Source organism: Agriterribacter sp. (genome assembly GCF_035445465.1).
GTDB lineage: Bacteria > Bacteroidota > Bacteroidia > Chitinophagales > Chitinophagaceae > Agriterribacter.
Genome location: NZ_DAOMQT010000033.1, coordinates 1 through 18045, shown reverse-complemented (window position 1 = coordinate 18045; position 18045 = coordinate 1). Strand labels below are relative to the sequence as shown.

The following is an 18045-nucleotide window of genomic DNA, read 5'->3' as shown; positions in this document are numbered from 1 at the left end:
GGTCAGGCTCTTTTTGCTTCTGTAAAATATTCGTCAATATGACTTTCCCCTTTTTTCGCCGAAAGAAAACTATACATGGCAGGAATTACAAAAAGGGTTAGCACCAGTGAAAATATAATTCCGCCCACAATTACAAGTCCTAATGGTATGCGGCTGGTGGAAGCGGCGCCAATAGACAAAGCGATAGGCAACGCGCCCAAAGCCATGGCCAGGCTGGTCATTAAAATGGGTCTTAAACGGGCTACTGCCGCTTCAATAACCGATTGCGCTTTAGACAGCCCTGCTCTTTGTTTCTGATTCGCGAACTCTACAATCAGAATACCGTTTTTGGTTACCAGCCCTATCAGCATGATCATACCGATCTGCGAAAAAATATTGAGTGTCTGGTTAAACAGCCACAAGGTCAACACGGCTCCGGCAATGGCCAGCGGCACGGTAACCATAATAATAAAAGGATCAATAAAGCTTTCGAACTGCGCTGCCAGCACTAAAAAGATGAGGGCCAGGGCCAGTACAAAAGCGAACATGGTATTGCCGGAACTTTCGGCAAAATCGCGCGAGGCGCCCGAAAGCGAGGTAGCAAAAGTATCGTCTAACATTTTGTCGGCGATATCCTGCATGGCTTTAATGCCATCGCCCAGTGCCACACCAGGGGCAAGCCCTGCCGATATGGTAGCCGATTTATAACGGTTAAAATGATAAATGGTTGGCGGGGTGGTACCTTCCTGCACCGTTACCAGGTTATCTAATGAAATATTTTCACCGCGTTGATTACGCAGGTAAATATTTTTCAGATCAGTGGGCTTGTTCCTGTCATCCCGCGGCACCTGTCCTATTACTTCGTATTGTTTACCTTCTTTTGTGAAATAGCCCAGCCGGCGGTTACTGTAAGCCAGTTGAAGCGCTTCGGAAATAGCATCAATGCTTACCCCAAGATCACTTGCTTTCAAACGGTCAACCGTAACCGAAAGTTCGGGTTTGTTGAACTTCAGGTCAATATCCACCCCCTGGAAAGCCGGGTTTTTATTGGCCTCATCCATGAATTTGGGAAGGATTTCCGTGAGCTTTTCAAAATTGTTGTTCTGTATTACAAACTGAACGGGCAGCCCTCCCCTGCGGTTAACCGCTATGGTTTGCTCCTGTATGGCGAAAGCTCTTCCCTCAGTAAAAGAGGGAAGATTCCTGTTGATCACATCTACTATTTCCTGTTGCGAACGCGATCGCTGATCAGGGTCAACAAGCATCGTTCTTAAAAATCCTGTATTAACAGAACCTGTTCCGGAAAAACCCGGCGCCGTTACCGTTAATACGGTTTTAAACTCCGGAACTGAATCCATAATTAAATTGGTAAGATCTCCGATAAACCGGTCGGTATAATCAAAAGAAGAACCCTCCGGCATGGTAACCTGAAGGCGAAACTGGCTACGGTCTTCCATAGGGGCTAATTCAGATTTCAGGGTTCTGCCAATCCCCCATATCAATCCTCCGCAAGCCACAATAATGACCAGCGCCAGCCATTTTACTTTCATAAACAATTCCAGCCAGCGATGATAACCTTTTTCCATACCACTGAAGAAAGGTTCGGTTACCCTGTAAAACCAGCTATGCTTATGTTCTTTACGTGCAAGCTTTACATTGAGCACCGCGGTAAGGGTTAACGATACAAAGGCGGATACCAGTACGGCGCCTGCCACTACAATACCAAATTCACGGAATAGCCTGCCTACAAATCCCTCAAGGAAAATGATAGGTATAAAAATAACGGCAAGTGTAATGGACGTAGAAATAACGGCAAAATAAATTTCTTTGGACCCCTCCTTCGCGGCCTGCCATTTATTCATTCCCTGCTCTATCTTTTTATAAATATTCTCCGTTACTACAATGCCGTCATCCACCACCAGCCCGGTGGCCAGCACAATTCCCAGCAGGCTCAGCACATTGATGGTAAAGCCTGCGAGATACATAATAAAGAATGCGGCGATCAGTGAAACAGGAATATCTATTAACGGCCGGATAGCCATGAGCGCATCACGAAAAAACAAATAAACGATCAGGATCACCAGACCGATGGCTATGAAAAGCGTTTCTTCTACTTCAGATATAGACCGTTTGATAAAAACACTCTGATCCAAAACAATATCCAGCTTGATATCTTCAGGCACTTCCTTTTTCAGCTGATCAAAACGTTTGTAAAACTCATCGGCGATGGCCACGTAATTAGACCCGGGCAACGGTACAATGGCAAGCGCGATCATCGGCACACCGTTCAGTTTCAGAATGGTCTCTTCATTTTCAGGACCCAGCACTGCTTCGCCGATATCTTTTAACCGGATAATGCTGCCGCCAAAATTCTTTATGATAATGTTATTGAACTCCTCCTCTGTGGTAAGACGGCCGAAAGTTCTTACCGTAAGTTCCGTATTATAACCGGCTATTTTACCCGAAGGAAGCTCCACATTTTCTTTCAGCAATGCTTCCTGCACATCCTGGAAAGTAAGCCCGTACGCGTTCAGCTTGGATGGTTCAAACCAAATGCGCATGGCATATTTCTTTTCTCCCCATATATTGAGACTACTCACACCCGGGATCGTTTGCAATCGTTCCTGCAATACATTGGTTGCATATTCCGTGATCTCCAGTTGATTACGGGTACTGCTTTGCACCGTCATCGAAATTATAGCGTCTGAACTTGCATCCGCCTTGGAAACCACGGGGGGGGCATCCAGATCCTGGGGCAGGCGGCGTTGCGCCTGTGAAGTTTTATCTCTTACATCATTGGCAGCAGCTTCCAGGTCAACACCCAGGTCAAATTCAACCGTAATATTACTTGTGCCCTGGCTGCTTGAGGAAGTCATGTTCTTAATACCGGCAATACCATTAATTGATTTTTCTAAGGGCTCTGTGATCTGCGACTCAATGATGTCTGCATTGGCGCCTGAATAAGAAGTACGCACATTAATAATGGGCGGATCAATAGCCGGGTAATCCCTTACGCCCAAAAAGGTGAAACCAATGACCCCAAACACAACAATCAAAATGCTGGCAACAGTTGCTAACACCGGACGCCTCAAACTTGTTTCAGAAATATTCATTATTGTATTTTGCTGAGTTGTATTTGAGAATCAGGTTTAACAGACATCAGCCCGGAGATCAGCACGGTGTCGCCTATGTTCACACCACTGATCACCTGCACATATACCGAATCCCTAATGCCCGTAGTAACGGGTAAAAACTGCGGTTCGCCATTTTTATAAACAATCACCTGCTTGCCCCGGCTAAGCGGTATAACTGCCTGCGTGGGTATAATTACAGCATTATTATCTTTAGCAAGGTCTAACGCCACTTTTGCAAACGCTCCTGGTACAAGGGAAGCATGCCTGTCTTTCACTATCGCCTTTATATTCAAACTGCGCGTATTGGCATCAATAAAATATTCACTTGCCAGTACCGTAGCTTCAAATCTTTGCCGCACGCCATCTATGCTAAAGCTGATTTTTTTACCCGGCACAAAATTAGTACTATATTTTTCAGGTACAGTAAACTCTAATTTCAGTTGCTCTACCTGCCGTATAGTAGCAATTACATCTGCCGGGGAAACATAGGCGCCAAGGCTGATATTCCTTAACCCGATCCGTCCGTCAAAGGGAGCCCTGATCTCAGTTTTGTCAATGCTTACCTTCACTAATTCAATATCCGCCTTATTATTATTTACCTGAAGCTCACTCAGGTCAACATCCTGCTGGCTGATGCCCTGTATTTTTAACAACTCCTTATACCGTTCCACCGTTTTTTCATTGATCGCCAACTGCACTTCCAGCTTTTTTAACTGCGCCTGCAGGTCATCGTCAAACAACTTTGCCAGTAAAGTTCCTTTTCTTACAAAGCTGCCTTCCGTAAAATTAATGCTTACGAGCCTGCCGGTAATTTCAGGGCGGATATCCGTTGCCTCAGCCGGCATTAAAGAGCCTGCAACTTCAATATTTTCACTCAGGGGAATGGTCTTTACAATAAATGCATCGGCAAGAACAGTGCGGCTTCTCTCTTTGGGTTGGGTAACGGCTTTTTCCTTTTTTTCGGAGCAGGCAAGCAAGCCGGAGAAGACGATAATATATAAATATAACTTTCTCATCGGTTGCGAAACTAATACAATTTGAAGTTGAAACATTCACCACCTTTAAATAAGTGAACGTTAATTAATGTTAATGGGAAATCCCGGCATTCCTGATATATCCGGCAATGGCCAATTGAATTATCTTTTTGGGGTAGTGACCGCCAGATGATAGCAATTGATGGGGTTCTTCTATATGATATCAATCTCCATTGTAGTTGGCTAAGCTGGTAGCAAGTGCTGAACTATCTCCAAATATCTTCATTTTTGATTGCAGTTTGGCTTTAGCCAACTGAAAAAGAAGCAATATTTTGAATTGGCTTTAGCCCCATCTGTCTCCGCTTAGAAAACCCGCTTTATTTAGGTTGAATATATTGCCAGCCATACTTATTCATAAACTCTTCTACCTCTTCAACAAAAGATGTTTTCTGATGATGCACTTCCTGATTGAATATATAATTTCTTACTGCTTGTAAATGGCTTTTACTTACACCCACTGCCCAATAATCGTCTTGCCAGATAAATTTGTCTGAAGTTAACCTGTATCAAAAACGAACACCTGTTGTATCGCTAACGTACGAAGAACCTGGATAATACATCGCAAACTATTGATTACCAATACAATTGTATTCTGGCACAACATTCACTTATATGATCAATGTTAACCCCCTGTGCGAATTTTTTATGAGCCGGTTTTAAACCCGGGAAATTGCCCGAAAAATTAAAAAGAATGGACAGAGCTATTGCAAAAAAGAAATGGAGTACAAAACGGATACTGACGATAGCCGGTATAGCGGGTATAATTGCATTGATCATTGCGAGCTATTATGCTACTTCCGGCAACTCCAAACTGAATGTAGATACGGAAAGGATTACCATTAGCGAAGTAAAAGAAGGCGTGTTCCAGGAAACCATTCCTGTAAACGGCATTGTACTTCCGGTTACCAGTATTTATCTTGATGCGCAGGAAGGCGGAAGAGTGGAAGAAAAATATGTGGAAGACGGGGCGATCATGAAAAAAGGACAGCCGATCTTACGTCTTTCAAATACCGATCTGTTAATGACCTTAATGAGCCAGCAGAATAATGTATACAATACGCTCACGCAGATGCAGATCAACAGCAATAATGCCCAGCAAAATACGGTATCCAAGCTCAACCAGATGGCGGATGTGGAAAGCCAGCTAAAGGAAGCAGAAAGGTTATATGAATTGAATAAAAAGCTTTTTAGCGAGAAAGTGATCGGCTCACAGGAGTTCAAACAATCGGAAATTAATTACAACTACTACCGGGAAAAGAAAAAGCTGACCGAGCAGATCCTTGACCAGGACTCAATATCGCGTTTACAGCAGGATAAGCAGGATAAGCAGTCGTATGCCGGATCGCAGCAGGCACTTAACATCATGCAAAAGAAAGTAGGCGATTTGATTGTTCGTTCACCGGTTGATGGCCAACTTACTTCATTAGACGCCGAGATTGGTCAGAATAAAAACAAAGGAGAAAGATTGGGACAGATAGATGTGCTGAGCGTTTTTAAAGTGCGTGTGGATGTTGATGAACATTATATTTCAAGGATATACCCCGGGCAAAGAGGGCGTTTCACTTTTGCAGACACCAGCTACCAGCTGGAAATAAAAAAAGTGTTCACGCAGGTAACCAACGGGCGCTTCCAGGTAGATATGGAATTTGTGGATAAAGTGCCAAAGGGCATAAGGCGCGGTCAAACCCTGCAAACCCTGCTGGCATTAAGCGATGAAAGAAAATCTTTACTGCTGGCACGTGGCGGCTTTTACCAGAAAACGGGTGGCAACTGGGTGTTTAAAGTATCTGCCGATGGCAAAAAAGCATATAAAGTGGATATTCAGTTGGGCAATCAAAACCAGGATTACTACGAAGTGCTGGAGGGATTGGAACCGGGCGATAAAGTAGTAACCAGCAGCTATGAAAATTACGGGGATATGCAGGAGCTGGTGTTGAAGTAAAGGTGGAAGGTTTGAGGTATGAGGTTTGAGGTGGAGGGTATAAGGGGGAAGGTATAGGGAGTAAGGCCCTAAAGCTTACACCTTACACCCAATTGTAACATTTTTAAAATCATTTCGTATCAAATAAAATATCATCCATGATCAAAATCTCCGAACTTGAAAAAATATACCGCACAGAAGAAGTAGAAACGGTAGCGCTGAATAAGCTTTCGTTCGAGGTAAAAGAAGGAGAGTTTGTTGCGGTAATGGGTCCTTCGGGCTGCGGGAAATCAACCCTGTTAAACATCCTGGGGATGCTGGATGACCCCGATGCAGGCAGCTTTTTATTCAATGGCATTGAAGTAGCACATTTTAATGAACGCAAGCGCGCCGACCTGCGCAAGCACAATATCGGATTTGTATTCCAGAGCTTTAACCTTATTGATGAGCTTACCGTTTTTGAAAACGTGGAATTACCACTGATCTATACCGGCGTAAAAGCCACCGAAAGGAAGAAAAGAGTGGAAGCAGTATTAGATAAGGTGCAGATCATGCACAGACGTAACCACTATCCCCAGCAATTATCCGGTGGGCAACAGCAGCGGGTAGCCGTAGCAAGGGCGGTAGTCAATAATCCCAAGCTTATTTTGGCGGATGAGCCTACGGGTAACCTCGATTCAAGCAACGGTAATGAAGTAATGCAAATGCTTACCGACCTGAATGAACAGGGCACCACCATTATTATGGTAACACACTCCGAGCACGATTCAAGGTACAGCCACCGGATCATTCGGATGTTAGACGGTCAAACGGTTACAGAGAATATATTGGTTTAATTTGAAAATGGTGGGAATTTGAAAATTTGAAAATGGAGAACCTCTCGCAACAGCACAATATCAAATATTAAATCTCAAATCTCAAATTATATATATGACACAGCAATATCAAACCAAAGTACAGCGCATTACCATGCTGCTCACGCTGCTGGCATTGGTAATCGTTATTGCCAAAAATGTATCGGCCGGTACAAAATGCCTGCCTGTTCAGCAACTGCATCAATGCGAAAGCAATGGACGTGCCGGCATTACTGAAACCACAACAGATATAAAAGACATACCCTGGCAGCCTGTTATATCCATGATCTGGTAAACTTGTATGATAATGATCAGGAACTATTTAAAAGTGGCGCTAAGAAATTTATGGAGAAATAAAACTTTCTCTTTGATCAATATTACCGGACTTGCCACCGGGCTTGCCTGCTTTATCCTTATCGCCTTATATGTGCTGGATGAGCTGAGCTACGACCGCTTTTACAAAAACTCCGATCGCATTTACCGCATCAGCTCCGATATCCGTTTTGGAGGGGCCGAAACGAAGTACCCGTTCTCTTCCGACATGATGGGGCAGACGCTGAAAAAGGACTATCCCCAGGTTGAGCAATACACACGCATTTATAATTCCAACGGAAGTAAGCTGGTAAAAAAAGGAACACAGTTTATTACGGAAACCCGTGTAGCACATGCCGACTCCACTTTTTTTGACGTATTTGCTTTACCCGCTATTGCCGGCAATACACGCACAGCGCTCTATGAGCCCAATACAGTGGTTATAACGGAAACGACTGCGCGAAAATATTTTGGCAGTGTTGATGATGCTATGGGTAAAATTATTGAAACCGACGACAATGGTAAAACATTGTACAAAGTAACGGCAGTTATAAAAAATATTCCGTCCAATTCGCACTTCAATTTCGATTTTATTTTCTCCATGAAAAATGTGAATTACCAGTGGGGACAGTACATGAGCCATAATTTCCATACCTATCTTTTGCTTAAGCTCGGTGTAACCCCGGCAGCATTTAAAAAGAATTTCGATCAGTATACAGATCAGTATGTGCTTCCTGAAGCAAAAGCGTATTTGCAGATCAGCAGCATGGATGAGTTCCGGCGATCGGGCAATAAGCTGGAATATTCATTAACCCCGCTTACCGATATTCATTTGTATTCTAACCGGCCTTTTGAGCTGAGCCCCGGCGGCAACATCCAATATGTATATATTTTTTCGGCGGTGGCCATTTTTATTTTACTCATCGCCTGTATCAATTTCATGAACCTCACCACCGCACGTTCGGCAAACAGGGCTAAGGAAGTGGGCGTTCGCAAAGTATTGGGCACCGAGCGCAAAAATCTGGTAACGCAATTCCTTAGTGAATCTACCTTAACAGCTTTCATCTCCTCCCTACTGGCCATATTACTGGCATTTGCCATTATGCCTTTATTCAACAGCATTTCCGGGAAAACCATGAGCGTGCTCAACCTTTTCACACCTGCCATCATTCCTGTTTTGGTGCTATTGCCATTTGTGGTAGGGCTTTTGGCCGGGAGCTACCCTGCCTTCTTCCTTTCTTCATTTAAGCCTATAGAAGTATTGAAAGGCAGGTTAAGATCGGGCAGCAGCAACGGAAACCTCCGGAGTGCGCTGGTCATATTCCAGTTTGCCACTTCTATTGTGCTTATTACAGGCACCATTATTATTTACAGACAGTTGCATTATATACAAACCAAAAACCTGGGCTACAATAAAGACCAGGTATTGCTCATTGAAAACGGGTTCGCTTTACAAAATAAGCTGGAGGCTTTTAAGCAGGATATGCTGCAACAACCCGGCGTAACCAGCGCAACCATCAGCAGCTATTTACCCATACCCTCTTCAAGAAGCGATAATATTTTTTCCGGAGAGCAGGTTATTGATGCAAAAAACGGCTTTAGCATGCAGGAATGGGACGTGGATTATGATTACCTGCAAACATTAGGCATACAACTTATAAAAGGAAGGAATTTTTCCCGCGATTTTGGAACAGATTCCAATGCAGTTATTCTTAACGAAGCCACAGCAAAAACGCTGGGTTATGCCAACCCCATAGGACAGCATATTTACAAATCAGGTATAGGCGGCTCTTCCGCATCATATACCATTATCGGCGTAGTTAAGAATTTTCATTTTGAATCCCTGAAAAGAGATATCGGTATGGTGGGTCTGTTTTTGGGTAAAAGTACCGGTTTTGCTTCTTTTAAAATAAACGCCGCCAATGCCCCGGCAATCATACAGTATGCGGAAAAGAAATGGAAAACCTATGCTCCTGAAATGCCTTTCAGCTTCCAGTTTTTAGATGCGGCGTTCAACAACGTATACCGCTCGGAGCAACGGGTGGCAAAAATTGCCATAACCTTTTCTGTACTGGCTATTCTTATTGCCTGTTTGGGATTGTTTGGCCTAGCCACCTATATGGCCGAACAGCGCACCAAAGAAATTGGTATACGAAAAGTGCTGGGCGCTTCTGTAGGTAATGTAGTTACTATGCTTTCGAAAGATTTTTTAAAACTGGTAACCATAGCGTTCTGTATTGCCACACCGCTGGCCTGGTGGGCAATGCACAATTGGCTGCAGGACTTTGCCTACCGCATTCACATATCGTGGTGGATATTTGGTATTGCAGGGGTGCTGGCGCTTTTCATTGCTTTGTTTACGATCAGCTTCCAGGCCATTAAAGCTGCGCGGGCTAACCCGGTGAAGTCTTTGCGAACGGAGTAGAATAATTTGAAAATTTGAAAATGTGGCAATTTGAAAATGTAGCAGTCGGTACGCGACGAAAGGAGCGTCAGACCGCGGGGTAATATGAGAAATGTGGAAATGTGAAAGTGTTGGAATGTTGAAAACAACAATTGCTGAAAGCTAATGGCTTAAAGCTTACAACTATGATCAGAAACTATTTCAAAATCGCGTGGCGGAACCTTCTTCGCAACCAGGGTTTTTCGTTAACCAACCTGTTAGGGCTAACGATTGGCATTACCTGCACTATTTTTATTTCTTTGTGGGTGCAGGACGAATTGGGCTATAACAAGTTTCAGAAAAACTATGATAATATTTACCAGGTCATTGCCAACCGCAATTTTAATAACCAGGTGTTTACCGACAGGAGCATGGCGCTGCCGCTCGCGGCTGAGCTTGAGCACAGCTCCCCGCAGATAAAGCACGCCGTTGTTACCACTTACCCCCAGCCCCGGGTGCTTACACACGGCAACGATAAAATAAAAAAGCAGGGTTACATCGTAAGTGAGCATTATTTCGATCTGTTCCCGTGGAAATTCTTAAAGGGCAATGCAGTAACCGCTTTGAAAGAGCCCAACGCTATTGTACTTACAGCATCCGCTGCAAAAGCATTTTTTGGAACACAGGATCCCATTAACAAGGTATTGCGTTTCGATAATGGTCATGATGTAAAGGTTACTGCTGTATTACAGGACATACCCCGCAACTCTACTTTCCAGTTTGACTGGCTTACGCCGTTTAATTATAATGATCCTGATACAAAACGTTCCATGAGCGAATGGGTAAATTCTTCATGGAATGTATTTATACAAACCGTTCCGAATGCTGACACAGGTATGCTGAATAAAAGCATTACTCAGGTAAAGAGAGCGCATGGCAACGATGACATCAGCAGCTATTTTGTATTTCCTATGAGCCGCTGGCGCCTTTATAGTGATTTTAATAACGGTATGAACACCGGCGGTATGATTGAATATGTACGCCTGTTTTCTATAGTAGCGGTGATTATTTTGCTGATAGCCTGTATCAACTTCATGAATCTGTCAACAGCAAGGAGCGAAAAACGTGCAAAAGAAGTAGGCATCCGCAAAACACTGGGTTCAGGCAAAAAACAACTGATTCTGCAATTCTTTCTTGAATCAATGATATTAACACTGATTGCTTTCCTGTTCGCTATAGCAGCAGTAGCGTTGCTGCTGCCATCATTTAATTTGTTTATAAACAAGCAGCTTTCGCTGAATCTATTCAGTCCAGTATTCTGGCTGGGAGCGGCGGCAATCATTTTGTTTACCGGGTTGGTGGCGGGAAGCTACCCGGCATTATATCTTTCTTCATTCAACCCGGTAAGGGTTTTGAAAGGTTCATTTGCTGCCGGGAAAAAGACAATATTGCCAAGACATATACTAGTGGTATCCCAATTTGTAATTTCTATTCTTCTCATTTCTGCAACGATTATTGTTTACCGCCAGATACAGCATGTAAAAGACCGTGACATGGGATACAATCCTAATAATCTTATCATGATACCGTCAACGCCGGATACAGATAAAAGTTTTGCTGTGATAAAACAGGAATTGCTTGCAACCGGTATGATCAGCAACGTTACAAGAACATCATCCCCGATAACAGAAGTATGGTGGAATACCGGCGCTCCTGATTATGAAGGCAAACCGGCTAATGCACAGATTATCATGGGCGGGCTTGGCGTTGATGTTGACTTTAGCAAAACAATGAATATTAAAATGCTTGAGGGCCGCGACTTCTCCGGCACACCTGCAGACTCTGCTTCCATGATTTTGAATAAAGCTGCCGTTGATGCCATGAAACTGAAAAACCCGGTAGGCAGGCAAATGCGTTATGGAAGAACCTACACCGTTATCGGAGTTTCAGATAATGTAATAATGACTTCGCCCTTTGAACCAGCCTACCCCATGCTGATAGTGTATGATCCTAACAGTTCTTCAATGAATACCCTCCGTTTAAAAGAAGGAATAATACCGCAGAAAGCGATTGCATCCATTGAAACCATCTTCAAAAAATATAATCCTGCTGTGCCTTTTGAATACCAGTTTGTTGACCAGGAATTTCAAAAGAAATTTCTGACGGAAGAGCTCATCAGCAAACTCACGAATATTTTTGCAGGGCTTGCCATTTTTATTTGCTGCATCGGCCTGGCGGGCCTTGCATCGTTCACCATTGAAAAACGTTTGAGGGAAATCGGCATCCGCAAAGTATTGGGCGCTACCGTGCAGCAATTGCTCCTGCTCATTTCAAAAGATTTCTTAAAACTGGTATTGATTGCGTTTGTCATTGCCACACCATTGGCATGGTGGCTTATGCACAACTGGCTGGAAAAATATACGTACCGTATTTTTATAAGTCCCTGGCTGTTTGGAATTGTAGGCATATTGGTTTTATTACTGGCATTGATGGTAGTTGGCTTAAATACAATAAAAGCGGCAACAACAAACCCGGTGAAGAGCCTTCGCACTGAATAGCTACGGCTCTCAAAGAGCGTTTGAGAACGGAGTAATACAAATATGGAAATGTGCTAATTTGAAAATGGAAGCGGTCGGTTACGCGATGAAAGGAGCGTCAGACCTCGGGCAAATGTGGAAATGTGAGAATGTAAAAATTGCTGAAAGCTAACTGCTGACGACTCAAAGCTTACAACTATGATCAAAAATTATTTCAAAATTGCGTGGCGGAACCTTCGCAGGAACAAGTTGTTTTCCTTAATAAACATACTTGGTTTGTCTATTGGCATTGCAACCTGTTTCATCATCATGTTGTATGTTCAAAGCGAACTCAGCTACGACCGGTTTCACAAAAACGCCGGTGATATTGCCAGAATCATTTTCCAGGCAGAGATGAATGGCGGAAAAATAAATGAAAGCGTGGTAATGGCCCCTGTGGCAGCTACCATGAAAAAGGATTTTCCGGAAGTAAAAGATGCTACAAGGATTTTGAATTACGGCACGCCTAAGATCAGCTTTGACAGCAAAGTTTTTAAAGATGATCGTGTGGCCATTGCTGACCCCAACTTCTTCAGCATTTTTACCTTACCCATGATTAAAGGGGATGCAAAAAACGCTTTGGCTAATCCTTATTCCGTTGTGATAACAAAGTCAACTGCAATAAAATATTTTGGCAGGCAGGAGGCGACAGGTAAAACACTTGCGATCAATAACGATACCACCCTATACAAAGTAACGGGTGTTATGGAAGATATACCCGTTCATTCGCATTTCCACTTCGATATATTTGCTTCAATGAAAGGCTGGAGAGATGCCGGTTCCGACTCCTGGCTGGGTGGTGGTTTTCATACCTATTTATTGCTGAAACCGGGTACTGATCAGCAAAAAATGCAGGAACGGTTTCCCGATATGGTAGCCAGATATATGGGCCCGCAAATTCAAAAAGGGATGGGCTTAAGCCTCGAACAATTCAGAACTAAGGGAAACAAACTGGGGTTTGTTCTCCAGCCATTAACTGATATACACCTGCATTCTGATACTTCCAATGAATTTGAACCCGGGGGAAATGCTGCCTATGTATACATATTTGGCGGTGTTGCGCTTTTCATGCTCATTGTAGCCTGCATCAATTTTATCAATCTCTCTACTGCCGGTGCATCCAAAAGAGCCAAAGAAGTGGGTGTGCGAAAAGTAGCAGGTTCCGGTAAATGGCAACTTATCAGGCAGTTTTTACTCGAATCACTGCTGATAACCTTTTTTGCATTACTCATTGCGTTTGTATTGTTGCAACTGGCGCTTCCATTGTTTAATAATATCTCCGGGAAGCAACTGAGCATTGGGTTAAACCCTGTATTGTTATTTGTCATCCTGGGATTGATCGTTGGACTTGCTGCCGGGATTTACCCCGCGTTCTATCTATCCTCTTTTAAGCCCATTGCTGTATTAAAAGGAAAACCTACAGGCAATAATAAAAACTTTGGCTTACGGAGTGGGCTGGTTGTTTTTCAATTTTTCATTTCAGTGGCTTTGATCATAGGAACCATAGTGGTGTACCAGCAAATGAAATATATACAAAACAAAGACCTGGGATACAACAAAAATCAAATCATTACCATTCCCAATTCATGGGCATTAGGTAACAACGAACGGGTGTTTAAGCAGCAAATGTTACAGGATCCGCGTATCTTAAGTGCAACCCTGTCGTGGTATAAACCCGCAGGGCCAAGTGATTATAACAATGCGCTGGCTTACCCGCAATCTGATGCTGACCGGATCGTAAACGGTGTTGATTTTCATGTAGATGACCAGTACATTCCTACGATGGAAATGAAAATAGTGAATGGCAGGAATTTTTCCAAAGAATTTACCACCGACTCTTCCGGTATTATCCTCAACGAAACGGCTGTGAGCGCATTGGGATGGACAACGGAAACCGCTATAGGCAAAACTGTTATACGCCAAAATAGCCCCAAGGGTAGCAATTTCCCTTTTCACGTAATTGGTGTGGTAAAAAATTTCAACTTCAGGTCCCTGCATGAAACGATCAGTCCTTTATTCCTGACCCTGCATCCCGAAGGCGGCCTGATCTTCAAGGTAAATACCGGCGATATACCCGGATTACTGGCTGCAATGAAAAAAAACTGGGACAGTTATAATACCGAAGAGCCATTTACTTATGCTTTTATGGACGACCTCTTCAACAATACCTATGCAACGGAGCAAAAAACAGGTACGATACTGAACATCTTTGCCATACTCACCATTTTTGTGGCTTGTCTTGGCTTATTTGGATTGGCAACTTATACGGCGGAACAACGCACAAAAGAAATCGGCATCAGAAAGGTATTAGGCGCCAGTGTAACACAGCTTACACAAATGCTCTCCAAAGAATTCTTAAAGCTGGTATTGATTTCATCGCTCATTGCCTTCCCGGTTGCCTGGTGGGGCATGAATAAATGGTTACAAAACTTTGCCTATCGCATTGATATTTCATGGTGGGTATTTGCTGTAGCAGGATTGGCGGCGATGGCAATTGCCCTCCTCACAGTAAGTTTCCAGGCCATTAAGGCGGCAGTGGCGAATCCTGTGAAATCGTTGCGTACGGAATGACCTCACCTCCAACCCCTCTCCACGGAGTGGCGAGGGGTGCCTAAATTCAGAACATGCTGATGAAATGCAAGGTGGGGAGGTTGAGAATGTGAAAGTGTGAGCAAATTGTCAGGTTCGGATATGTTTTATAGATGATGTGGAAGATAATATAGTTTGGAATTGTTCTATAGTACCGTCCCTCTCTAAGCGGAGAAGGATAAGAGCCTGCCCGAACGACGTTCAGTCGGGCAGGGATGAGGCTGAAAATGTAGGAAATGGTCGCGGTCGGAAAGGAACGTCAGACCGCGGATAACTAATTATCACGAATAATTCGTGCCCATTTGTAATTCGTGGCAAGAAACAGGTTAATGGTTATTCAAAAAATGAATTTTAAGCAGCTTTTGAGAATATAAAAAATTAATAGCTGAAAGCTGATCCGCCACGGCGGACAAGTTGCTGACGGCTCAAAGCTTACAACTATGTTTAGAAATTTCTTCAAAATCGCTTACAGGAATCTTTTACGTAACAAAGGGTTTTCTATAATCAACATTACGGGCCTTGCAATAGGCATGGCTGCCGCGATACTCATTCTGCTCTGGATCTATAACCAAGTAAGCTACGACAGATTTCATGCAAACAAAGACAGGATATACGAGGTATGGAATCGGGTACCATTTGATGGGAATATTTCGTGCTGGAATACGGTATCCCAGCCAACGGCTGAGGCAATTGAAAAAGCCTTGCCGGAAGTAGAACGTGCGGTAAGGGTAAAGCAAAGCAATAATGTGCTTTTTACGGTGGGGGATAAAAAATTGATCAGGTCGGGCAATTTCGTTGATACGGGTTTTCTTCAGGTATTCAGCTTTCCGATGCTGAGCGGCAATCCTGCCACGGCACTGAATGACAAACCTTCCGTAGTGCTTACTGAGGCAACAGCTAAAAGTTTATTCGGCGATGAGGATGCCATGGGGAAGCTGATAAAAATGGAGAATGCAGATAATTATACGGTAACGGGTATTGTAAAAGACCTGCCAAATAATTCAAGGTTCCGTTTTGAATACTTGTTGCCCTTTTCGAATTTAAAATATAACGAGGGACAAGACCTCGGCTGGAATGATAACAGTACACCCACTTATGTGCTGCTAAAACCAAATGTAGACCTTGCTGCTGCGGCTGTTAAAATAAAAGTATTGAAACAACAATATAGCGATGAAGCAAAAACCATGAAATGGGAATTGTTTCTTTACCCCATGAGCCGCTGGCGTTTGCACTCCAGCTTTACCAATGGCGTGGAAGACAAGGGCGGACTGAACACATTTGTTACACTCTTCGGCATTATTGCAGGATTTATATTATTGATTGCCTGCATTAACTTTATGAACCTGAGTACGGCGCGGAGTGAAAAACGGGCGAAAGAAGTAGGGATAAGAAAAGTAGTGGGCGCCCGGAAAAGTGGGCTCATCGGCCAGTTTATCGGTGAATCTGTTTTGATGGCTTTCATTGCCGGCATAGTAGCGGTTGTACTGGTGCAGCTTAGCCTTCCCGGCTACAACCAGCTTATTGGCAAAAATTTATTTATCAACTTTGGGAATATCTACACCTGGCTGGCATTTACCGGTTTCGTACTATTTACAGGTTTACTGGCCGGTAGTTACCCTGCTTTCTTTCTTTCGTCTTTTAGACCTGTTAAGGTATTAAAGGGCTCATTTAAAAAAGCCAATGCACTGGTTACGCCGAGAAAAGTATTGGTGGTGCTGCAATACACCTTTGCTATCATGCTTATCATCTGCACTATTATCGTAAAACAACAAATAGACTATGCCCGTGACCGGGAGACGGGATATAATAAAGATAATCTTGTTTACCATTTCATGACAGGTGATATACCTAAGAACTACACGCTGATAAAAAATGAATTGCTTGCATCAGGTATTGCCAAATCAATTACAAAAACAAACTCCCCGCTTACGGAAAGGTGGAGCAACGGATGGGGACAGAACTGGGAAGGAAAAGATCCGAATGATAAAACATCCTTCGACCGGTATTTAGCAGATGAAGGACTGGGCACTACAGCAGGACTACAATTTACAGAGGGCCGCGATTTTGATCTGAAAAAATTCCCGACAGATTCAACAGGGCTTATTGTAAATGAATCATCACTGAAAATAATGAAGTTTAAAGACCCGATTGGTAAGACAGTGAGCGATCTTGGCATTGACTGGCATATTGTGGGGGTTGTGAAAGATTTTATTTTGACCAATCCCTATGAACCCACAAGACCGATATTGATATGCGGCGCCAGGAGCAGCTTTATGACCTTTCAGGTGATACAGATAAAACTAAACGGTAATAATTCCACTGCACAGAACCTGAAAAAAACGGAAGCTATTTTCAAACAATACAATCCCGATTATCCATTTGAAATTAAGTTCGTAGATGAAGTTTATGCACAGAAATTTAATAATGAAAAAACGCAGGGAATTTTAGCTGCTTTATTTGCAGGACTTACTATTTTTATTTCATGCCTCGGTTTATTTGGTCTTGCCACATCCATGGCGGAAAGCAGGATAAAGGAAATTGGCGTGCGCAAAGTACTGGGTGCATCTGTAACTGGTATTACTACTTTATTATCTAAGGATTTTGTAAAGCTGGTCATTATTTCATTTGTAATAGCCGCGCCATTATCATATTGGGGCATGCATAAATGGTTGCAGGATTATCAATATCGCATTAGTATTCAATGGTGGGTATTCGCAATTGCCGGATTCTTATCAGTAGCGATTGCAATATTAACGGTAAGCTACCAGGCAATTAAAGCGGCATTGGCGAATCCGGTGAAGAGCCTTCGCACCGAATAGCTAAGGCTCGCAAAGAGAGATTAAGAACGGAGTAATGCAAAATGTGAAAACCTGCCCGCCGGCAGGCAAGTGTGATAAATGTGGAGATGTGAAAATGAAAGCGGTCGGTACGCGACGAAAGAAGCGTCAGACCGCGGATAACTAATTATCACGAATAATTCGTGCCCATTTGTAATTCGTGGCAAGAAACAGGTTAATGGTTATTCAAAAAATGAATTTTAAGCAGCTTCTAAGAATATAAAAAATTAATTACCGAAAGCTGATCCGCCACGGCGGACAAGTTGCTGATGGCTCAAAGCTTATAATTATTAAATTAGAATTCGTCACGACTGCCAGGTTTTATTTGATTTTCGGGACTTCCTTCGGATTTAGGATTTATAAATTCGGATTCATTAGTGTCCGGTAAAAATACTTGATTGATAAATTTAAAGGAGGCGGTAAGCC

General features: G+C 43.2%; 9 protein-coding genes. 7 read left to right on the top strand and 2 right to left on the bottom strand.

Translation table 11 applies throughout. The features are described 5' to 3' along the window. Nucleotides 1–2 precede the first annotated feature (2 nt). Together PLE34_RS15000 and PLE34_RS14995 are read right to left on the bottom strand one after the other, a co-directional pair. Nucleotides 3–3092, bottom strand: a complete 3090-nt coding sequence (locus PLE34_RS15000) for an efflux RND transporter permease subunit (RefSeq protein WP_324558256.1) — start codon at nt 3090–3092, stop codon at nt 3–5. Further along, nucleotides 3092–4165 carry an efflux RND transporter periplasmic adaptor subunit gene (locus PLE34_RS14995; protein ID WP_324558254.1) on the bottom strand — a complete coding sequence of 358 codons (1074 nt, stop codon included), beginning with the start codon at nt 4163–4165 and terminating at the stop codon, nt 3092–3094. The genes PLE34_RS15000 and PLE34_RS14995 overlap by 1 nt, the downstream gene beginning before the upstream one ends. A 673-nt stretch (nt 4166–4838) precedes the next feature. Here PLE34_RS14995 and PLE34_RS14990 point away from each other — a divergent pair. The 7 genes from PLE34_RS14990 to PLE34_RS14960 all read left to right on the top strand — a co-directional run bounded on the left by PLE34_RS14990 (nt 4839) and on the right by PLE34_RS14960 (nt 17601). Continuing rightward, nucleotides 4839–6089, top strand: coding sequence for an efflux RND transporter periplasmic adaptor subunit (locus tag PLE34_RS14990; RefSeq protein WP_324558252.1), 1251 nt, complete (start codon nt 4839–4841; stop codon nt 6087–6089). Between the two features lie 137 nt (nt 6090–6226). Then, the gene (locus PLE34_RS14985) at nt 6227–6904 is read left to right on the top strand and encodes an ABC transporter ATP-binding protein (protein WP_324558251.1); all 678 of its coding nucleotides are present in this window, start codon (nt 6227–6229) and stop codon (nt 6902–6904) included. A gap of 94 nt (nt 6905–6998) precedes the next feature. Beyond that, nucleotides 6999–7217, top strand: a complete 219-nt coding sequence (locus tag PLE34_RS14980) for a hypothetical protein (protein ID WP_324558249.1) — start codon at nt 6999–7001, stop codon at nt 7215–7217. Nucleotides 7218–7229: 12 nt separating this feature from the next. Next, entirely contained in the window at nt 7230–9659 is a 2430-nt protein-coding gene (locus PLE34_RS14975; protein WP_324558247.1) for an ABC transporter permease, read from the top strand. 164 nt (nt 9660–9823) lie between these two features. After that, nucleotides 9824–12175 carry an ABC transporter permease gene (locus PLE34_RS14970; RefSeq protein ID WP_324558245.1) on the top strand — a complete coding sequence of 784 codons (2352 nt, stop codon included), beginning with the start codon at nt 9824–9826 and terminating at the stop codon, nt 12173–12175. 177 nt (nt 12176–12352) lie between these two features. Then, nucleotides 12353–14764, top strand: coding sequence for an ABC transporter permease (locus tag PLE34_RS14965; protein ID WP_324558244.1), 2412 nt, complete (start codon nt 12353–12355; stop codon nt 14762–14764). A 458-nt stretch (nt 14765–15222) separates the two neighbouring features. Next, nucleotides 15223–17601 carry an ABC transporter permease gene (locus tag PLE34_RS14960; RefSeq protein WP_324558242.1) on the top strand — a complete coding sequence of 793 codons (2379 nt, stop codon included), beginning with the start codon at nt 15223–15225 and terminating at the stop codon, nt 17599–17601. The last annotated feature ends 444 nt before the right edge of the window (nt 17602–18045 follow it).

Bases quoted from the DNA above. Each gene is read 5' to 3' on its own strand.
- PLE34_RS15000 (WP_324558256.1), bottom strand. From the start codon at position 3,092: ATGAATATTTCTGAAACAAGTTTGAGGCGTCCGGTGTTAGCAACTGTT.
- PLE34_RS14995 (WP_324558254.1), bottom strand. From the start codon at position 4,165: ATGTTTCAACTTCAAATTGTATTAGTTTCGCAACCGATGAGAAAGTTA.
- PLE34_RS14990 (WP_324558252.1), top strand. From the start codon at position 4,839: ATGGACAGAGCTATTGCAAAAAAGAAATGGAGTACAAAACGGATACTG.
- PLE34_RS14985 (WP_324558251.1), top strand. From the start codon at position 6,227: ATGATCAAAATCTCCGAACTTGAAAAAATATACCGCACAGAAGAAGTA.
- PLE34_RS14980 (WP_324558249.1), top strand. From the start codon at position 6,999: ATGACACAGCAATATCAAACCAAAGTACAGCGCATTACCATGCTGCTC.
- PLE34_RS14975 (WP_324558247.1), top strand. From the start codon at position 7,230: ATGATCAGGAACTATTTAAAAGTGGCGCTAAGAAATTTATGGAGAAAT.
- PLE34_RS14970 (WP_324558245.1), top strand. From the start codon at position 9,824: ATGATCAGAAACTATTTCAAAATCGCGTGGCGGAACCTTCTTCGCAAC.
- PLE34_RS14965 (WP_324558244.1), top strand. From the start codon at position 12,353: ATGATCAAAAATTATTTCAAAATTGCGTGGCGGAACCTTCGCAGGAAC.
- PLE34_RS14960 (WP_324558242.1), top strand. From the start codon at position 15,223: ATGTTTAGAAATTTCTTCAAAATCGCTTACAGGAATCTTTTACGTAAC.